The following is a 19,234-nucleotide window of genomic DNA, read 5'->3' on the forward strand; positions in this document are numbered from 1 at the left end:
ATAGCTATGACAGAATATGCAATTAGACTAAAAGATATCACAAAATCTTATAATATGTACGCAAAACCGTCGGATCGATTTCGTGAAGCTCTTAATCCTTTTAAGAAATCCTATCATGATGTGTTTTATGCGTTGAAAAACGTGAATGTAGAAATAAAAAAAGGTGAGATGATCGGTTTCGTTGGAGAAAACGGATCCGGAAAATCTACGATGTTGAAAATCATTACAGGGGTACTGACACCAACATCCGGTACGATGGAAATCGAAGGGAAAATCTCTGCTTTGCTAGAACTAGGTTCAGGATTTAATCCTGAGTATTCTGGCTATGAAAATATCTATTTAAATGGGATGGTACTAGGCTTTTCAAGAGAAGAAGTCGATGAAATGGTCGATGATATCATTGAATTTGCTGACATCGGCGACCATATTTATCAACCTGTAAAAACTTATTCAAGTGGGATGTTCGTTCGTCTAGCTTTTGCTGTAGCAATCAATGTGAATCCTGATATTTTGATTGTAGATGAAGCATTGGCAGTAGGAGACCTTGAATTTCAACTAAAATGTATGGAAAAATTTACAGAAATCAAGAACTCGGGAAAGACGATTTTATTCGTTTCTCATGATATCAGTTCGATTCGCCGTTTTTGTGATCGTTCCTATTGGTTGAAAAACGGAGAAGTCGTCGAATATGGCGATACGATGGAAGTAACGACGAATTATGAAAACTTTTTAAAGAAAAAATCAGTTAAAACAGTGGATCGGAATAAAAACCAAGTAGAACGGTTCGCCGCTCCAGATATCGTCGACGTGACGAAAGCGGAATTGTTGGATAAAGACAAAAATCCGGTGGATATGCTGGAACAAGGAGAAAAACTATACGTTAAAGTAACTTATGAAGTAAAAGATGATACAATCAAAAATCCGGTTTTAGGAATTGCGCTACGAACAGTCGACAATTTTTATGTGTGCGGACTCAATACTCTACTAGATGGTATCAAGATTCCTTGGAAAAAAGGAGAGAATATCTTTTATCTGGAGTATGAAAAGTTAGGTTTGTTAGCTGGTGAATATTATTTTGACGTTGCGGTCTTTGAAGAAAATGCAACGGTTCCTTTGGTATATAAGACAAAGTACATGAATTTGTTTGTCAGCGGTTCTTATATCGGAGAAGGCATCGTGGTCTTAGACCATAAATGGGAAGAAGGGACTCATAGCAATGAAATATGATTTTGAAATGGACCTAGATGAACAAAGCAGTGTGGGAAAAATTGCCGCACAGATCAAACCAGGAAGTAAAGTTTTAGAGTTTGGTCCCGGAAACGGCCGATTAACGAAACATTTAATCGGTGCAAAACAATGTGAAGTGAGCATTGTTGAGTTAGATAAGGAATTGTTCGATTTTGTCAGCGAATTTGCTCAAGATGGATTTTATGGTGATATCGAAAGTTTTGAGTGGGCAAACTATTATGCTGGACAGACATTTGATTACGTCTTGTTTGCCGATGTTTTAGAACATTTGGTAGATCCTGGAAAAACATTGAAGAAAGTCAGAGAATTTTTGAATGAAGAAGGAGAGATCCTGATTACATTCCCTAACTTGGCGCATAATTCTGTCATGATCGATTTGTTCAATAACCAATTGCCGTGGGCTTCTTATGGTCTCCTAGATGAAACCCATAATTCTTTTTATACTCATGATGGCTTCCAAAAAGTTTTTGAAAAAGCGGGATTATTCATTAATATTGAAGATTATTTGTACTTAGCTGTAGGTGATACAGAATTAAAATCAACTTATGAAGAATTGCCGGAAGCTGTACGCTATGATTTCAAAATGCGACCATTTGGTGAAGTCTACCAATACTTTTTCTCATTGATGAAACATCCAGTAGCACAAAGTTCCATTGCACAGCCACAAAATTCTAATTATGTAAAAGTGTTAGAAGTAACCCAGCAAACGAAACAAGATGAAACAATCCAACAAATACCATTCAATAATTTCACAGGGGAAAATGAGACACTAAGTTTCCCCGTATCAGAAACAACGGAAAGAATGGTGTTTCGCTTCGCGCAACAACCTAGCTTTATCGAATTCAGCGCAGAAGCTGCTGGAGAAAAACTCACATTTATCGATTCGAATGCCGTAGTCAAAACAGTAAATGATTGTTATTTGTTTGATGGGAAAGAATTACCAGAGTTCGTTCTAACGGATATTTCTGGGAAAGAAGTGACTATCCATTGTCACTATCGCTTTATCGGGGAATTGACACCAACAATGAAAGAATTGTTGGAAACGATTCGTCCCATGGCTGAAGTCACAAAGCAGCTTTCTGAGAAAAATGATGAATTAGAAAGAGAAAATCATCATCTTCTTGAGGAAAATACAAGACTAGTCCATACGTTAAAAACAACCACAAATCGCTATTGCACATTGTTGGAAAGTGATGAATGGACAATCAAACATAGACTAGGACAACGTAAGAAAGAAACATCGAAAAAAATCCAAGAAAAAGAGCTTTCTATATGTATTGACGAGAAAATCTGGGATGCAGAAACAAAAATATTAAAAATCATCGGATGGGGGATCGCTAATTCGGATCGCCAGCCATTGTCCTATAAGTTATCAGCTGACCAATCGCCATTTTTCGAAGCAATTCCTGTTTCACGAGAAGAAGTCAATCAAGCAGAACAGCTCGCAAAAGGAACAGAAGCGGGATTTGAGTTACGAATCCTTTGCGAGCAAGAACGTTCATTCTTAGTGGAAGCAGTAGCTCAAAATGGCCAATCATGGATCATTGAAATGTAAATAATGATTAACTTATAAAGATAAGGAGTAAACGAATCGTGCAAAAAAAAGAAATTGCCGTATTTATCGATCAAATCACTCGTGAACGGGCCACTGGCGATTTGCTTATTGTGGGCTGGGCAATTGATGAAGTGATCAAAGAAATCCCTACGATAAAGGTAGAAAAAGAAAATGTGATTGCTGAAGCGACACATGTCGTAAGATTGGATATCAATCATTTATATAATCTTGATGTTAAGACCCAAAGCGGTTTTAAGGTACGTTTATCGGGGAAAATGAGAGGAAAAGCAATCTTAGACTTCCAAACAGCGAGACATCAAAATGGCATAGCTGTGAAATTAAACGGTAAATACCCTTATGATGACGGCATTGAATCTTCATGGGAAAGAAAAAAAAGATTACTGAAAAAAGGGATAAATTATGCAAGGACTCATGGCGTAAAAAAAGCAATCCGCCGAGTCAAATTGGAATTGAAGCCAGGATCGATCGACTATGCAGAATGGATCAGTCGTCATGAGAAACCTGATCTGAAAGAGCAAAGGAAAGAAGTACAAGGATTTGCCTACCGCCCATTGATTTCCATACTTATGCCTGTCTATAACGTTGAAATCAAATGGCTCGAAAAATGCATTGATTCGGTACTGGATCAAACGTATGATCATTGGGAACTATGTATCAGTGATGATGCTTCTACTGATCCAGCTATCCGAAAGTGTCTGGAATCCTATCAAGCAAAAGATGATAGAATCAAAGTCGTTTTCCGACAAGAAAATGGACACATCAGTCTGGCAACTAATTCTGCATTGGAAATGGCAGAAGGAGAGTTTATAGCACTCTTAGATAATGATGATGAATTACCGCCATTTGCATTATATGAAGTGGCAAAAGTGCTAAACGTACATCCAGAACTGGATTTGATCTACAGTGACGAAGATAAAATCGATGCAGACGGCAATCGCTTTGATCCGCACTTCAAAGCAGACTGGTCTCCTGATACATTGATGGGAAATAATTATATCTCTCACTTAGGCGTATATCGAACAAGCATTGTTAAAGAACTTGGCGGTTTCCGTAAAGGCTATGAAGGTTCTCAAGATTATGATTTGGTCCTTCGTGTGACAGAACAAATCCCTGCAGATCATATTTACCACATTGACCGAGTCTTGTATCATTGGCGGACGATCCCAGGATCAACGGCAAGTAATGGTGAAGCCAAAAGTTATATCTATGATTCCGGAGTGAAAGCATTGACAGATGCCCTGTCTAGAAGGAACATCAAAGGAAGCGTACGTCCTGGCAGAATTTCTGGATTTTATGAGATTACTTATGACGTCTTGCAAGAGGATTTGGTCAGTGTGATCATTCCAACGAAGAATGGCTATGAAGATCTAAAAACTTGTGTAGATTCGATCATCGAAAAAACATCTTATTCAAATTATGAAATCATTATTGCGGATAATGGAAGTACAGATCCAAAAATGCAAGAATTATTTGCAGAATACAAGCATCAGCTGAAAGACCGCTTTATCGTAGAATTGATTGACATTCCATTCAATTATTCTCGAATCAACAATTTAGCAGCAGAAAAAGCAAACGGCAAATACTTTTTATTCTTGAATAACGATACAGAAGTGATTGAGCCAGATTGGATGACGGCGATGGTTTCTTATGCACAGTTTGATCGAATCGGCTGTGTAGGAGCAAAACTGTTTTATCCAGATGATACAACGCAGCATGCAGGAGTATTATTAGGAATCGGTGGTGTTGCAGGGCATGCATTGAATAACTATGATCGAACACATTGTGGTTATTTCGGCCGATTGGTCATTGATGTCAATTACTTAGCTGTCACTGCAGCTTGTATGATGGTCAAGGCAGCTGACTTCAATGCTGTCAATGGATTTGATGAAACATTAGAAGTAGCATTCAACGATGTTGACTTGTGCTTGAAAGTTTATGAACTGGGTCGTTACAATGTCTATGCACATCAAGCAGAATTGTACCATTTCGAATCTAAATCAAGAGGTTATGAAGATACACCAGAAAAACAAAGACGTTTTGCTGGGGAAATCAAAAAAATGCAAGATAAGTGGCCTTCTTATATTGCTCATGACCCATTTTATAACGATAATCTAACTAAAGAAGGAATCGGCGATTTTTCGTTGAGACCTGACTAAAAATAAAAAACTGTTTCGTCATCTAAATAGATGGTGAAATAGTTTTTTACTTATGCAATATTGTATAGGTATCTACAACAATTCTTATTAAAAGACAAGAATTTTTCTTTTAATTTATTTTACAATTTGGTTATTCACTAGGTTTTTAAACTTTGCTATGGTAAGATGATAGAGGCATTATTTTATGGTTAGGAGTGTATATATGAATAAAAATGGGGAGTGGAATGCGGCACGCAGGATATTCATTATCATCATGGATGTACTTGTATTGAATGTGTCGATCTATCTTAGCTTTTTGCTGAAGTTCCAAGGAGAAGTCCCAGCAAGAAACTTAGAGACCTTTCAGCATTCAGCAGTTTTTATTTCCATTATCTTTATTGCGTTGAATATTTTGTTAGGAGCTTATGTATTCTATAACCGAATGATCAGTGATATCGTCTTCATTACTGTTATTGGACAGGTGCTGATAGCATTGGGGATCATGGTGGTTACTTTTGCTGGACGTTGGTTTGCATTTCCGCGTGGCGTCATCGTGCTCTCGTTTATACTTGGCACGATATTACTTAGCGTTTATCGGATAGTCGTTTATAAACTATACTTAAGAGTCAGTCGTGATAAGAAAGTACTTATCGTAGGTTTGGAGAAAGATGTCGCACCAGCGATCCAAAACTTTCAATCTAAGAAAAACAACAAACATAAGGTTGAAGCAGTAGTGATCGACAATTATTATGAAAACACAAAAAAATTGATTGATGACATCGATATTGTCTACCTAGCTTCAAAAATCCCAGAAGATGAAAAAATCAATATTTATCAATTAGTGACTAAAAAAGAGAAGAAGCTGTTTTTAAATACAACTTTTGAAAATTTAACGATGATCAATCCGAACATCATGAATTTCGAAGATGAAAGTATCATTGAAGCTTCCGGTTTCAAAATTCAGCCGGAATATGAATTATTCAAACGTCTCTTTGATATCATCGTTTCGCTTATTTTATTGATCCTCGCTTCACCTTTTATGCTAATCACAGCGATTTTGGTAAAAACAACTTCACCTGGACCAATTATTTATAAACAAGTACGTATTACGAAAAATCAAAAGGAATTTTCAATCTATAAATTTCGTTCCATGAGTGCAACAGCTGAAGCAAAATCAGGACCAGTCTTGGCAAAGAGCAATGATGCACGTGTGACACCAGTAGGCAAATTTATCCGTGCCGTACGTTTTGACGAATTACCTCAAATCTTTAATGTATTGAAAGGCGATATGTCGATTGTCGGACCACGTCCAGAAAGACCATTTTTCGTTGATCAGTTCAATGAAGAAAATCCTTATTATTATTTAAGACACAATGTACGTGCAGGGATTACCGGATATGCACAAGTATACGGAAAATATGTATCAGATTATAATAGTAAACTACGTTTTGATTTGTTGTATATCAAAAAGTATTCCTTACTATTAGATTTGAAGATTTTACTTCAAACAATCAAAATCTTATTTGATAAGATGTCCTCACAAGGACTAGATGAAGATGAAAATATCAGTTCATTAGCAGAAAGTGCATTTCCAAAAGAAAAAACGTATCGTTAGATTGGAAAAATTTTGAGCAAAGAAGTAGGAGAGAACATTGGAAAATAAAAATATAAGTATACTGCTTTCTTTGTATGATAAAGAAAAGCCGGAATATTTAAAGGAAGCATTAGCTAGTATCTTTGAGCAAACGGTGATGCCGGCAGAAATCGTATTGGTTTATGATGGCCCTATAAATGAGAAGCTTCAGGCAGTTGTCACTTATTTCCAGCAAAAAGTTCCTCACTTGTTTACAGTTGTAAAATTAGAAAAAAATCAAGGATTGGGGATTGCTTTAGCAACTGGATTAGAACATACTAAAAATCGCTTAGTGGCCAGAATGGATACAGATGACATCATGGAACCACACAGATTGGAAAAACAATTAGAGATCTTCCAAGAATATCCAGAAATAGCGATTGTTGGGAGTAATATTGAAGAATTTACTGGCACACTTAGCAATGTTATCGGAAGAAGGATTGTACCTGAGTATAATGATGAAATCCGTGTGTTTTCGAAAAGAAGAAACCCTTTTAATCATATGACAGTCATGTTTGATAAAAATGCTATTTTAGAAGTGGGAAACTATCGCCCATTAATTGGATTTGAAGATTATTATTTGTGGGTAAGACTATTGAAGGCGGGATATAAAGGATATAATATCCAAGAGATTCTAGTACATGCTAGAGCAGGTGCTGACATGTATGCTAGACGTGGAGGAAGTAAATATCTTTTACCAGGAATTAAAGGCCGATATCGCGTATGGAAAGATGGTCTAGGATCACTAAAAGATTTTCTGATAGTTATTTGCGGACATCTTGTAATTAGTTTATTACCGAATAAAATTAGGGGAAAAGTATATGAATCAAAACTTAGAAAAACAAACTAAACTTTCTATAATCATACCTTTTTACAATGCAAAGAATACTTTAATAAGAGCTGTAGACAGCGTCTTAACGCAAGGTTATCCCAATATTGAAATCTTGTTAATTGATGATGGATCTACAGATGGTAGTAGTGACATTGGTGACGAAATTGCCAATCTAGAGAGTAAAGTAGCATGTTATCACTTGGAAAACGCTGGTCCATCAGTTGCTAGGAACTATGGGATAAAAGAAGCAACTGGAAATTTGGTAGGATTTTTAGATAGTGACGATTATTTTTTACCTGATTGTTTTAATAATGTTTTGAAAGACTACCATAGGAATCACCCCGATATCATTGCTTTTGGATTAAGTAAAGGAAAAAATATAGAAAATGCAAATTTATTTGTTCCCGAAAAGAAGATTGGTTGTTCAAGTGAAGAAGCAATTGAGCAAATGTTTAGAAGTAAGGCAGTGGACTTTTACGTATGGAATAAATTTTTTAAAAGGGAATTATTCAATCATATAGTTTTTCCAGAAAATAAATTATATGAGGATATGGTTCCTATGTATGAAGCTTTTAGGGCGGCTGGTAAAATTGATATTTTGCCATTTTCAGGTATTTTTTATTATCAAAATAACGATAGCATCGTTTATCAGTCTTTTAATTCAAAACAGTATGATAATATTTTGCAAAGAAAAATATTAGTTGATGAAGTAAAGAAAGATTATCCTCGACTTATTAATTTGGCCAATGCTCGGTTAGTAGACGGATATCTTTCAACAGGGTTTAAAATTACTGGCAAAAATCAAAATCAGAAAGAAAAACAAAAATATTATAATCAGTCTAAAAGAGAAATAAAAAGTATATATTCAAAAATAAGAAGTAACAATGAGATATCAATTGCTAAAAAATTAGCTTTATTTTTATACTTAATTAATCCTAAAACTTATTTTATTTTATATAAAAAAGTTCTAAAAAAATAAAGTTTTTTTCGATATGTTATTTTTTATGTTTATTAACTTCGGAAGACTAAAATTGTTACTGGTAATGATACATTTGTAAAAATAAAAAAGATGATTTTTAGGAAGTGAAGAGAGTGCATAAAATTAGTGTTATAGTACCCGCATATAACGTAGAAAACTATTTAGAAAACTGCTTAGAATCTATTTCCAATCAGACACATTCAAATATTGAAATAATAGTAGTCGATGATGGTTCCCCGGATCGAAGTGGGGAAATTGCAGAAGAATATAAAAAGAAAGATATGCGATTAAAAGTGATACATCAAGTGAATGGTGGTTTAAGTGCGGCTAGGAATTCTGGTCTTGATTCTGCAACAGGAGATTTTGTGTGCTTTATTGACAGCGATGATTGGATAGAACCAGACTATCTTGAGTTACTATATTTTGGTACGCAAACTTATGGAGCAGATATCTCGGTGCTAAAAATAAAAAAGATTTCAAGTTTAGAACAACTAAAAGAACATACAATTGCTGAGAGAAAATGGGAAATATTTGATAGAGAACAAGCAATGAAAAACTTATTTATAAATAATAAAATTGGCTATTCTGCAAATAATAAATTATTCAATAGAAATTTATTTGATAATATAAGATTCCCACTGGGTAAATTAATGGAAGATAAGGCTACTACTTATTTGTTGATCGATCATTCCGAAAAAGTTGCTGTCAATTCATCTGCTAAATATCACTATTACCAAAGCCCTAAAAGTATACTGAGAGGAAGCTTCAATCCTAGAATTTTTGATTCTTTTGAAGTCCATGAAGATATACTAGTATTCATAGATAAGTTTTATCCGGAATTATCAATTAATGTTAGAACTCGCTATGTCTATGAAGCAATAAGGATGATGATGACAATGATTAAAAATAACTATACCAATAAAGAAGATTATTTACGTTCTATAAATATTTTACAACGCTTTGAAAAAGAAGTGAAAATTGATCCCGACTTTTCACCAAAATTAAAAAAATTAGTAAAGTTTTTATTAATAAATAAAAACTTGCCTTACTATATGTCAAGTAGTAAGATAGCAAGTAAATTTTTGATTAAGATAGAATCTGTGAGGTAAGAGATGAAGAATATAAAAAAATTTTTTTCAAGGAATATTTTCCCGGTTTTTATTAAAATATTACCTATTCAAAAAAATTTAATTGTATTTTCAAGTTTTGGCGGGCGTAATTATTCTGGAAATCCAAGAGTTATTTCAGAGAAAATTCATGAAAAAAAATTGAATTACAGAATTATTTGGTTAATTAAAAAAGAAGCGATTATAACTGATTTACCAGATTATATTAAAAGAATTGATTCCGATTCTTTTTTAGCTGCCTTTTATTTGTATACAGCTAAGTATTGGATAGACGATAGTCGGAAAACGATTAAGTATGCAAAAAGGAAAAAACAATTTTATTTTCAAACATGGCACGGTACGCCTTTAAAAAAAATTGAATTTGATGCAAAAGATAAGTTACCTAAACGTTACCTAAGCTATGCGAAAAAAGATAGTGAGTCAATTACATATTTATTATCTGGTAATCGCTATAGTTCTGAGAAGTATGTTTCAGCATTCAATATCGTTCCTTCTAAAATATTAGAAGTAGGAACTCCTAGAAACGATGAATTAGCCTCTAGTAAAGAGCAAGTGTTTGACTTGAAAAAGAAACAAATCAATGTCTTATTTGCTCCAACTTTTCGAAATAATATTGAGGACAACGGAATTACGCAACTAGAATGGTTAGGTGTGGATAACTTACGTGAATTTTTTAAAAAGCAACAACAAGAATTAAATTTAATGACTAAATTTCATCCTAATGTTCATAGTAAATTAGCAACTGATTCTAAAAGTATAGAATATATGAAAAAACATCAAATTACTTTAATTAATGATGGGATTCCTCTTGAAATGCTTTTTGAAGAGATAGATGTTTTAATCACAGATTATTCATCTATTTTTTTCGATTTTGCGCTAACAAAAAAACCAATTATTCTTTTTAACTATGATGAAAAAGAATACAGCTTAGAAAGAGGTTTTTATATACAGTTAAGTGAGTTACCAATTATAAGCGTACAAGATAGTTATGGCCTTGTTGATGTTTTTAAAAACCAACAAGAAAAGCTTTTGAAAAGTTCTCAAGAGTTACTTGATTATATTGGAAATTATGAAACAGGGGCAAGTACAGAAAAGGTTCTTGAGTTGTTAGAGAGGGATATAAAGTGAAAAAAACAGTAAAAGATATATTTTATAATGCGATATATCAAGTCTTTTTGATTGTTTTGCCCTTACTTACTATACCTATACTTAGTCGTAGAATAGGTTCAACTGGTTTAGGGATTTATGGGTATGTTTTCTCAATATCACAATTTTTAATGACTGTCATTGCTGTGGGAATGAATCCTTTTCGTATTCGAAATATCGCTAAATCAAGGAAAGATAAAAAAGCACTATCTTTACAATTCTGGAATATTTACTTTCTTCAATTTTTAATAGGCTTGAGTGTTTCCTTTCTCTATATAGCCTATATTTATTTTTTTGATGTAAAGTATAAAAATTTATACTTAATTCAATTGATATTTATTGCAGGGCTAACATTAGATATTTCTTGGTTTTTTCAAGGAATTGAAGAATTTTCGAAAGTGGTTATTAGAAATACAGTTATCAAATTATCATCGGTATTGTTAATAATCCTTTTTGTTTCAACTAAAGATGATTTGTGGATTTATGTGTTCATTACTTCAATTACTAACTTTTTAGGAAGTTTAGTTTTCTGGTTGAGTATCCACGGAAAAGTAGGTAAACCACTCTTTAACTCTAATGTTTTTAAACAGTTGTGGAAACCAGCTTTTATTATTTTGACTCCTCAGTTGTTTATGCAAGTGTACACAACTTTAGACAAAACGATAGTTGGGTATTTTGTGGATCCAACAGCATTATCTTATTATGATCAGTCTCAAAAAATTGCTCGTATTATATTGGCAGTCTTAACATCAATTACTATTGTTATGTTGCCTAAAATATCTAAAGCACAGGCAGAGGGAAAATCAGAAAATATTTTAGTTTACACAAAAAAATCTTTTGATTACACGATTATTATTGCATTAATTCTTTTTAGTGTGGTGTTTATCAATACAAAAGAATTTGTTCCATGGTTTTTTGGGGAGAATTTCAAACCGATGACAATAAACATGCTTATTTCTTGTCTAATTATAGTTGTTAGTCCAATTGGTGGAGTTTTTGCTAACCAATTTGCAATTGCTATAGAAAAAGATAAGGAGTATGCTTATCCAATGATCATTGGTGCGATTGTAAGTATTATTGGAAATGTAGCTTTTGTGCCTACTTATGGCGCTGTAGCGGCTACAATCGTACTCGTGGTAGTAGAATTATTAGTCTTTTTCTTTAGAGTATTTTTTGTACGAAAAGAAATAAAAATATCCTATTTCTTTGGGAAGAACGTTATCTTATTTTTTATAGTCAATCTTACTTTGACTACTTCGGCCTATTACTTTCTTCCACAATTATTCTCTTCTTCATTTTTAGATATGGCAATTAAATCAATAATGATTTTCATTATTTATCTTCCGTTTGTTTATTTTCTTTTTCCAGATATACGAAATGAAGTAAGAAAGATTATTCGAAAATAAAATAATGTTGTAAAAAAGTAGTTCTTTGTCAAATCGGGCTGATAAGGTCATTTATGATCAACAAAGTTAGTAAGATTTACTAGCTTTTAATGCATAGCTTATTAACCCGTTGATTAGAAAAATCCACAAGCGCATATTGGTAAAACTGCAAAATCCATAAGCAAATCGTTTCAATGTTTTGATATGTGTGCGAAGATTCTCTAATTTTGTATTAAAATACTTTTTCGAAAATGCTAGTTAAAAGCCTTTTTCAGATATGAAAAAGGCTTTTTAAGATAGTGAAGTATCGAGGGAACTTCTTTGGTCATTTCTCGAAGTAGCTAGCTGTTTCTTGTGATAATTGCTAAGCAGCTTTTGATAATACTGCTAAGCCATTTTAAGTTCATAAGAGATTGAGGGTAGACAATCAACTACTTCACTTTCTGTTAAATAGCGCCATTAAAAATTCTGCCATTTCTTGAATGTTGTATAATCCAACTCGTCATCTGATTATAGAAGTAATTTATACAAAGGTTTCAATTGTCGATAGCACTTAGCTTGTGAAGTGTCTTTTTGATTCAACTGCTTCATCACACGTTTTCGAACACGATCGAAAAACTTGTTCAAGTGTTGCCCAATGTGAAAGCAATCAATGATGATTTGTGCATTTGGGAAGGGTTCTTTGACTAATGAAAAATAAGGGGCATTCATATCTGTGACAATGTATCGAACCCCCATATGAGCTTTTCTTGTAAAACGCATGAAATAAGCAATCAAATCTTTTTTTTTCTCCGGCTGGACAAAATGTCAAAGAGCTTCCCTGTCTCTCAATTCATACAAGAAAAGGAGAACTTCCCATGGAAAATTGAAAGAGAGCGAAACTCGTCGAATAGTAAACAATGAGGTAAATAGTCTAGCTTCTGTCGCAGCGTTGCCGATAGAGCAGATAATGTCCGTTGAACTGTCGTTACTGAAAATCACAACGTTTCGCAATTGTCTTTAATGCTTGACGATCGGTCAACTCTTCTAATATCGTGTAATGAACTTGTTTCGAAATAAAACATGAAGGAGCGACAAGATACGTATGAGCAGTAAAATATTTCCCGCATGATTGGCAGTGGTAATGTTGTTTTCTAAGACGCAAATAGGTTTGTTTATTCCCACTGCGATTTAAGATAATCATTGAAATCTTCTTGCCGTTTTTCTCGATCTGCTTTGCAGATTCTTTACAAAATAGACAATGTCTAAAAGTGCGAACTAATGGACCTTCGATTACGATGGCTTTCTTGTCCTTATAAAAAGTTTCATGAAAAGAATTAATTTCAATATTTTTATCTTTAATAGTGAAGAGCTCTTTGATAGAATGAGAAATGGATATCAAAAACTTCCTTTCAGATTGATGTTTTAGACGACTCTATTCTATCGGAATTTTTTTATGTCTGTTTTTTTTTACAAAAAATCTAGGACCGACAGAAAATTCTATCAGTCCTAGAAATTATAGAGCCATTTTTTTACGTCTTATCCAGATATATTGTTCTTTTATTGTTTAAAAAATATTATTTATCACTATTTAAAGAATTAAGTTCGTTCTTTATTTGAGTTGTAGAGATCTCAGGTGTTCTTGGTAAATAAATCACTTGTGCATCTGTTAGTTGTTCAAGTTCATCAAAATGTCCAGCCCAATCATCACCCATCACGAAATAATCTGCATGGTATTCTTTTATATCTTTTACTTTTTGTTCCCAATTTTCTTCAGGAATAACTAAATCAACGTAGCGAATAGCTTCAAGTAACTGTTTTCTTTTTTCATAACTAAAATAACATTTTTTTTGTTTCGCATTCCAATTGAATTCATCTGTAGAAAGGGCAACAATAAGATAGTCTCCGTATTGTTTTGCTCGTTTCAGTAAATTGATATGCCCGTAATGAAGCAAATCAAAGGTACCGTAAGTAATTACTCTTTTCATCTTTCACCTCTCGAAATTCATTAATATACATTGTTAGTTTAGCATTTTTTTGTTAGAATTGAAAGGACAGTTTATCCTAAAAAGGATAAGAAATATTTATGAGAAATAGGTGGATGGAGGAAAAATGTTGAATGAAAGATTTTTAAAATATGTGAAAGGTTGGTATTTTATTTATTTTGGTTTTATTTTAATGTTACGAGCAATAGGCCCGTATTTACTATTACCTACTAGATATGATACTTTACTTTTTTGGCCTGCTGGAATAGCGGGAGTTGTCTTGATCATTATAGATGCAATTATTGCATTTAGAGAAAAAAATCTAAAAAAATATGATTGGCTATTAATTGCTTTTATTGGCGCGATGCTAGTAAGCAGTTTAATGAATTTAAAATATGGATATAGCGAAAATATTAAGTTAATCATGTGGCAATTAATCTTTTTCTTTATGATTTATCAGTTTGGCAAAGACTATAGTAGTAACTTTTTTTTCAAAGTATTTACCTGGATACTTTCATTGGTATGGTTTTTAGCTAATTTAGTATCATTATACTGGTTTGTCATTCAATATGGCATAAAAATTCCAATAAAATATAAGTATTACCCAGTTCGTTTAGGGTGGTTAGGCAACCGTTTATTTGGTGTATATACAGATCCAAATTTTGGTGCGGTTATATCATTAATCGTCATCATTATTGCTATATATTATTTGGTCACTTACAAGCATTTAAATCTTCTATTTAAAATATTTTTTGTAATTAATATTTTTATTCAATTCTCGTTTATTGCTTTATCGGGTTCACGCACCACATTAGTTTGTTTATTAATAACAACTTTTGTTTTTAGTTTCTTTACAAGTTATAGTAGTCGTTTTCTTAAAACTAATACTTTAAAAAGATGGCTAACTGCATTAGTAGTAGGATTGCTAAGTATAATTGCGATGTATTATGTAACAGATATAACTGCTCATGCATGGGCACATGTTCCGCATATTACAGAAGTAAAAAAAGATACATCTGATTCATCAGGAACAACTAGCAGCAATAAAGTTGATTTAAAACGCCCTGACACTGATAGCGGGGATGTTTCTAATTTAAGGTTTGAACTTTGGAAAAGTGCAATTGAAATATTCAAGAGTAAGCCGATATCCGGAGGTTCTCCAGGCTACTATATTGAATATGCACATGATAAACTACCATATACATTAATGGGAAAAGATACTTTAACTGCTCATAATTTTATTTTCTTAGTGATGGCTGCTACAGGAGGATTAGGTCTATTGACATTGTTAACCTTCTTATTTATCCAATGCTTTAAAGCCTTGCGTTATTGTTTCACACAACCAAATCTAGTAAAAGATAAGCACTTTTTTGCTATTTTAATGATTCTTACAATAGCAGTTTCGGCATTATTTATCACAGAACTCATTTTGGTTAGTACGATAGGTTCATTTATTTTTTGGGGATATCTGGGTTCTATCCAAAAAACTATATCTAAAGAAGAAGGAGTAACTAATTGAAACTATTTTTAGGTATATGAAAGTAGAAAAGAAAACTAGTTATCCCAACTTCAACAAATTTTATAGTTTTTACAATATAAAAATGGTAAACTAATATTATTTGATACGAAAATGTGCAATTGGAGTGAATTTGATGGACACTATATTGATTACTGGCGGAGCTGGTTTTATCGGTTCAACGCTAGCGAATTATTTGGGAAAAGAAAACAAAATCGTAGTAGTCGACGATTTATCAATGGGAAAAAAAGAAAACTTGGATATGGAGAAACAAGTGACTTTCATTGAGGGGGATGTATCAGATCCTCAATTGATGGAAAGAATCATGAAAGAATATCAGTTTGCCTATATTTTTCATCTAGCTGCTGTAGCTAGTGTGGCAGATTCTGTGGAACGGCCTTTAGAAACACATCGTGTAAATTTTGACAGTGCGCTTTTATTGCTTGAATTAGCACGAAAATATCAATCTGATTTAAAACGATTAGTATTTAGTTCCTCAGCTGCAGTTTATGGTGATGAACCAACATTGCCAAAAAAAGAAGAATCAGTCATCCGTCCATTAACACCATATGCCATCGATAAGTTTGCAGCAGAACAATATGTTTTGGATTACTGTCATTTATATGATGTTCCGACTAGTGCTGTCCGATTTTTTAACGTTTATGGCCCAAATCAAAATCCGAACTCTCCATATAGCGGAGTCATTTCGATTCTAGTGGATCGTTACAAAAAACAATTGGCAGGAGAAAAAGCGGAATTTACTTTATTTGGCGATGGGAGTCAGTCTAGAGACTTTGTTTATATAGAAGATGTTATACAAGCACTTTTACTTGTTGCCAAGGAAGAAAAAGCTTTAGGACAGCAATTCAATGTCGGTACAGGAAAAAGCACTACGCTACTTGAATTGATCCATTCAATTGATCAAATCTTAGGAACAGAGCTAGCGCTTAAATATGAAGCGGAGCGTTCAGGGGATATTCGTGATTCCTTAGCGGATATTTCAAAAATTCGTTCTTTAGGCTATAAGCCTAAATTTGATATATTGAGCGGAATGGAACGGTATTTAAAGTCAGAAATCAACTAAAACAAAAACCAGCAAGATGCTGGTTTTTTTGTTTCGACTTAGCTTTTTAAATTAACACCTTCCATCAGTTCATAAATCTGATTTCTTAAATCAGTGGCCAGCAATTTGATGTTTTTATCTGATTGGATATTACTTTCCATAACGATGGCATCTTTAGTGTCTTTTTTCATCGCCACTACTGCATGGAATCGATTGATATTCCCCTGAGCAAGGATATAATCGTTTCCACTGTAAACACCGCCGCTGTAAGGATGTTTATCACCATTATTTTGCCACAATGAAAAAAGTAGTTCTTTTGGTATGATACCGCCAGAAAGAACACTGGTAAAGAATTTGTTCAAGTCATAAACAGACATACTTATGTTTCCTGTACCTAATTCATTTCGGATGTCGGTTTCAGGCTCGATCAATGCTTTTGAATAATCGTCAGTTGCAGACATCTGGTAAGATACAGCATGTTGAGGCGAATTTTTTACATTGTCATAAAAATCTGTATGTTCTAGATGGAGTGGACGAATGATTTCTTTTTTTAGAAGAGTTTCATAAGGCTGATTCGTTAGTTTGATCAATATCCCTGTAAGCAATGTATAATTCAATGGTTCATAATGATACGTATCATAATCAGTAAGTTTCAAATGATGAAGGGCGAACTGAATGATTTCACTATCCGACATAGGTTTGTCGGGAGAAGCAGTTCGATGAAGACCAGAGCGCATATAAATCATATTTTTGATTGTGATTTGCTGACTTCCAGGAATCTGAGGATAAAATTCTGCTAACTTTGTGTCAAAAGTTAACTTACCAGCTTGGATTTGTTTTAGTATCAGTAAAGCAGTCATTGCTTTTTGAATCGAACCGATTTGATAGTAAATAGAAAGTGAATTCGATTCTTTTACGCGCAGATTTGCGTATCCATATCCTTTTTCTAATAGTACGCGATTATTTTTGCGAACATAAATCGAACCGATATAATCTGATTTTTGTAGTAATTGATCAATTTTGCTAGCAAGCCTCTGCTCATCGGGCGTTAAATTGGAAGTAAGTTGTGCTGGCTCCGTTTTATAAGTTTGGGACTGAGGTGTTTTTGTTAATTGACCTCCTATAATGATGCCTGTTGAAAAGAAGCTGACAGACAATAATAAAATTACAAGAAAAGAAATAGAAATTTTTTGTTTTTTTCGATGTTTTCCTTTTGACATGTTAATTCCTTTCTATCCATTTTTAACTATTTTTCATTGTAATCCTCAAAAAGAGTATTTGCCACTTACAATTTTGACATAATATTTGGTAAAATAATTCACGGCAGTAGAAATTTCATGTATAATAAACAGAGTTACGAAGATGATAGTAAGGAGGAGTTGTTTTGTCAGGAAACAAACAACACCCAAGTAAAGATAAAAAAGAAGCCAGTAAGGCAGCTACAGCAGATATAATCGACAAGCGGAGAAATCTGCGTAAAAAAGAAGATAAGATTGTGAGGAAGATCATTTTAGTGATTGCTCTTACATTATTAATTATTGGCGGATTTCTTGGATTTACTGTGTATCGTTATGTAGATAGCGGGTTGAAGCCTTTAGATAAATCAGATGACCAATTAGTCCAAGTGGAGATCCCGAGTGGCTCTTCTAACAAGCAGATTGGTGAGATTTTGGAGAAGGACAATATTATTAAAAGCGGGATTGTTTTCAATTATTATACAAAATTTAAAAATTTAACTGGCTTTCAAGCTGGCTATTATCAGTTAGCGCCTAATATGACTCTTGACGAGATTGGCAAACAGCTGCAAGAAGGCGGCACTTCTGAGCCAACAAAAGTTGCAGATGGGAAAATTGCCATTCCAGAAGGGTACGATATCGATCAGATTGCTGAACGGGTAGCGAAGGTAACTGGTAAAGACAAGAAAGAATTTTTAGATTTAGTGAATGATGAGACTTTCTTTAACGAGTTGCACCAAAAATTCCCAGAACTGTTGGAAAGTGCATCTAAAGCTGAGAACACAAAATACCGTTTGGAAGGTTACTTATTCCCAGCCACATATGATTATTACACGAGTACTTCGCTTAAGGATCTAGTGATTGAAATGGTGAACAAGACGAATACGGTCATGCAAAACTATTATTCAGCTATCAAGCAGAAAAATTTGACTGTACAAGAAGTTTTAACTCTAGCTTCTCTAGTTGAAAAAGAAGGCGTAAAAGAAAATGATCGTAAAAACATTGCACAAGTCTTCTTTAACCGAATCAAAGCAAATATGCCACTTCAGTCAGATATCTCTGTTTTATACGCATTAGGTGAACACAAAGAATTAGTGACGTATGAAGATACAGCTGTAGATTCACCATATAATTTGTATACCAATACCGGCTATGGACCTGGACCTTTTGACAATCCAAGCGAAGAGGCAATCAAGGCAGTATTAGAACCAGCAGAAAATGACTATTATTATTTCGTAGCAGATACGAGCACTGGAAATGTTTATTTCGCTAAAACTTATGAAGAACATATGGAATTAGTGGAAAAATATGTAAATAATTCTTAGAAAACAGGCTCTAGACATTGATCATTTTTAGAAAAACATTTACATTTGAAGAAAAGCGTGGTAATCTTTT

17 protein-coding genes are annotated in these 19,234 nt (G+C 33.5%); 12 read left to right on the plus strand and 5 right to left on the minus strand.

What is annotated here, in order from left to right; translation table 11 throughout:
• The first annotated feature begins 6 nt into the window (after positions 1–6).
• The 9 genes from KFO35_RS09780 to KFO35_RS09820 all read left to right on the plus strand — a co-directional run bounded on the left by KFO35_RS09780 (position 7) and on the right by KFO35_RS09820 (position 12,082).
• Positions 7–1,227 (plus strand): ABC transporter ATP-binding protein, encoded by a 1,221-nt coding sequence (locus KFO35_RS09780; protein WP_002289079.1) that lies wholly within the window; start codon positions 7–9, stop codon positions 1,225–1,227.
• Positions 1,217–2,803, plus strand: a complete 1,587-nt coding sequence (locus KFO35_RS09785) for a class I SAM-dependent methyltransferase (protein ID WP_002315333.1) — start codon at positions 1,217–1,219, stop codon at positions 2,801–2,803. Before KFO35_RS09780 ends, KFO35_RS09785 begins: the two co-directional genes overlap by 11 nt.
• A gap of 38 nt (positions 2,804–2,841) precedes the next feature.
• Positions 2,842–4,980, plus strand: a complete 2,139-nt coding sequence (locus tag KFO35_RS09790) for a glycosyltransferase family 2 protein (protein ID WP_002315332.1) — start codon at positions 2,842–2,844, stop codon at positions 4,978–4,980.
• 202 nt (positions 4,981–5,182) lie between these two features.
• Positions 5,183–6,574: a sugar transferase gene (locus KFO35_RS09795; protein WP_002315331.1), complete on the plus strand. Its 1,392-nt coding sequence runs from the start codon at positions 5,183–5,185 to the stop codon at positions 6,572–6,574.
• Between the two features lie 37 nt (positions 6,575–6,611).
• Complete coding sequence (locus tag KFO35_RS09800; protein ID WP_002315330.1) at positions 6,612–7,442, plus strand: glycosyltransferase; 831 nt, start codon at positions 6,612–6,614, stop codon at positions 7,440–7,442.
• Positions 7,414–8,403 (plus strand): glycosyltransferase family 2 protein, encoded by a 990-nt coding sequence (locus KFO35_RS09805; RefSeq protein WP_002315329.1) that lies wholly within the window; start codon positions 7,414–7,416, stop codon positions 8,401–8,403. The genes KFO35_RS09800 and KFO35_RS09805 overlap by 29 nt, the downstream gene beginning before the upstream one ends.
• A 113-nt stretch (positions 8,404–8,516) precedes the next feature.
• Positions 8,517–9,512, plus strand: coding sequence for a glycosyltransferase family 2 protein (locus KFO35_RS09810; protein WP_002315328.1), 996 nt, complete (start codon positions 8,517–8,519; stop codon positions 9,510–9,512).
• Positions 9,513–9,515: 3 nt separating this feature from the next.
• Entirely contained in the window at positions 9,516–10,658 is a 1,143-nt protein-coding gene (locus tag KFO35_RS09815) for a CDP-glycerol glycerophosphotransferase family protein (protein ID WP_002335549.1), read from the plus strand.
• A complete protein-coding gene (locus KFO35_RS09820) occupies positions 10,655–12,082 on the plus strand; it encodes a lipopolysaccharide biosynthesis protein (RefSeq protein ID WP_002315326.1) in 1,428 nt (475 codons plus the stop codon). The genes KFO35_RS09815 and KFO35_RS09820 overlap by 4 nt, the downstream gene beginning before the upstream one ends.
• A gap of 66 nt (positions 12,083–12,148) precedes the next feature.
• Here the strand turns inward: KFO35_RS09820 and KFO35_RS14465 are convergent, their stop codons facing one another.
• The 4 genes from KFO35_RS14465 to tagD form a co-directional block, all read right to left on the minus strand.
• Positions 12,149–12,265, minus strand: coding sequence for a hypothetical protein (locus KFO35_RS14465; RefSeq protein WP_228841166.1), 117 nt, complete (start codon positions 12,263–12,265; stop codon positions 12,149–12,151).
• A gap of 306 nt (positions 12,266–12,571) precedes the next feature.
• Positions 12,572–12,838: a transposase gene (locus KFO35_RS14195; RefSeq protein ID WP_002315325.1), complete on the minus strand. Its 267-nt coding sequence runs from the start codon at positions 12,836–12,838 to the stop codon at positions 12,572–12,574.
• A 190-nt stretch (positions 12,839–13,028) separates the two neighbouring features.
• Entirely contained in the window at positions 13,029–13,244 is a 216-nt protein-coding gene (locus KFO35_RS14200) for a hypothetical protein (RefSeq protein ID WP_227326630.1), read from the minus strand.
• A 373-nt stretch (positions 13,245–13,617) separates the two neighbouring features.
• Entirely contained in the window at positions 13,618–14,028 is a 411-nt protein-coding gene (gene tagD, locus KFO35_RS09830; protein ID WP_002315323.1) for a glycerol-3-phosphate cytidylyltransferase, read from the minus strand.
• A gap of 124 nt (positions 14,029–14,152) precedes the next feature.
• On the opposite strand from tagD, the gene KFO35_RS09835 reads away from it, so the two are divergent.
• Both KFO35_RS09835 and KFO35_RS09840 read left to right on the plus strand, forming a co-directional pair.
• Complete coding sequence (locus KFO35_RS09835; protein ID WP_002325481.1) at positions 14,153–15,544, plus strand: O-antigen ligase family protein; 1,392 nt, start codon at positions 14,153–14,155, stop codon at positions 15,542–15,544.
• 133 nt (positions 15,545–15,677) lie between these two features.
• Entirely contained in the window at positions 15,678–16,625 is a 948-nt protein-coding gene (locus KFO35_RS09840) for an NAD-dependent epimerase/dehydratase family protein (RefSeq protein ID WP_024635868.1), read from the plus strand.
• A 38-nt stretch (positions 16,626–16,663) separates the two neighbouring features.
• Here the strand turns inward: KFO35_RS09840 and KFO35_RS09845 are convergent, their stop codons facing one another.
• Positions 16,664–17,824: a serine hydrolase domain-containing protein gene (locus tag KFO35_RS09845; RefSeq protein WP_156272137.1), complete on the minus strand. Its 1,161-nt coding sequence runs from the start codon at positions 17,822–17,824 to the stop codon at positions 16,664–16,666.
• 164 nt (positions 17,825–17,988) lie between these two features.
• On the opposite strand from KFO35_RS09845, the gene mltG reads away from it, so the two are divergent.
• Entirely contained in the window at positions 17,989–19,164 is a 1,176-nt protein-coding gene (mltG, locus tag KFO35_RS09850) for an endolytic transglycosylase MltG (RefSeq protein WP_002289159.1), read from the plus strand.
• Positions 19,165–19,234: the final 70 nt, after the last annotated feature.

This window comes from Enterococcus lactis (assembly GCF_015751045.1).
GTDB lineage: Bacteria > Bacillota > Bacilli > Lactobacillales > Enterococcaceae > Enterococcus_B > Enterococcus_B lactis.

Bases quoted from the DNA above. Each gene is read 5' to 3' on its own strand.
- KFO35_RS09835 (WP_002325481.1), top strand. From the start codon at position 14,153: ATGTTGAATGAAAGATTTTTAAAATATGTGAAAGGTTGGTATTTTATT.
- KFO35_RS09780 (WP_002289079.1), top strand. From the start codon at position 7: ATGACAGAATATGCAATTAGACTAAAAGATATCACAAAATCTTATAAT.
- KFO35_RS09815 (WP_002335549.1), top strand. From the start codon at position 9,516: ATGAAGAATATAAAAAAATTTTTTTCAAGGAATATTTTCCCGGTTTTT.
- KFO35_RS09795 (WP_002315331.1), top strand. From the start codon at position 5,183: ATGAATAAAAATGGGGAGTGGAATGCGGCACGCAGGATATTCATTATC.
- tagD (WP_002315323.1), bottom strand. From the start codon at position 14,028: ATGAAAAGAGTAATTACTTACGGTACCTTTGATTTGCTTCATTACGGG.
- KFO35_RS09840 (WP_024635868.1), top strand. From the start codon at position 15,678: ATGGACACTATATTGATTACTGGCGGAGCTGGTTTTATCGGTTCAACG.
- KFO35_RS14200 (WP_227326630.1), bottom strand. From the start codon at position 13,244: ATGATTATCTTAAATCGCAGTGGGAATAAACAAACCTATTTGCGTCTT.
- KFO35_RS09785 (WP_002315333.1), top strand. From the start codon at position 1,217: ATGAAATATGATTTTGAAATGGACCTAGATGAACAAAGCAGTGTGGGA.
- KFO35_RS09845 (WP_156272137.1), bottom strand. From the start codon at position 17,824: ATGTCAAAAGGAAAACATCGAAAAAAACAAAAAATTTCTATTTCTTTT.
- KFO35_RS09805 (WP_002315329.1), top strand. From the start codon at position 7,414: ATGAATCAAAACTTAGAAAAACAAACTAAACTTTCTATAATCATACCT.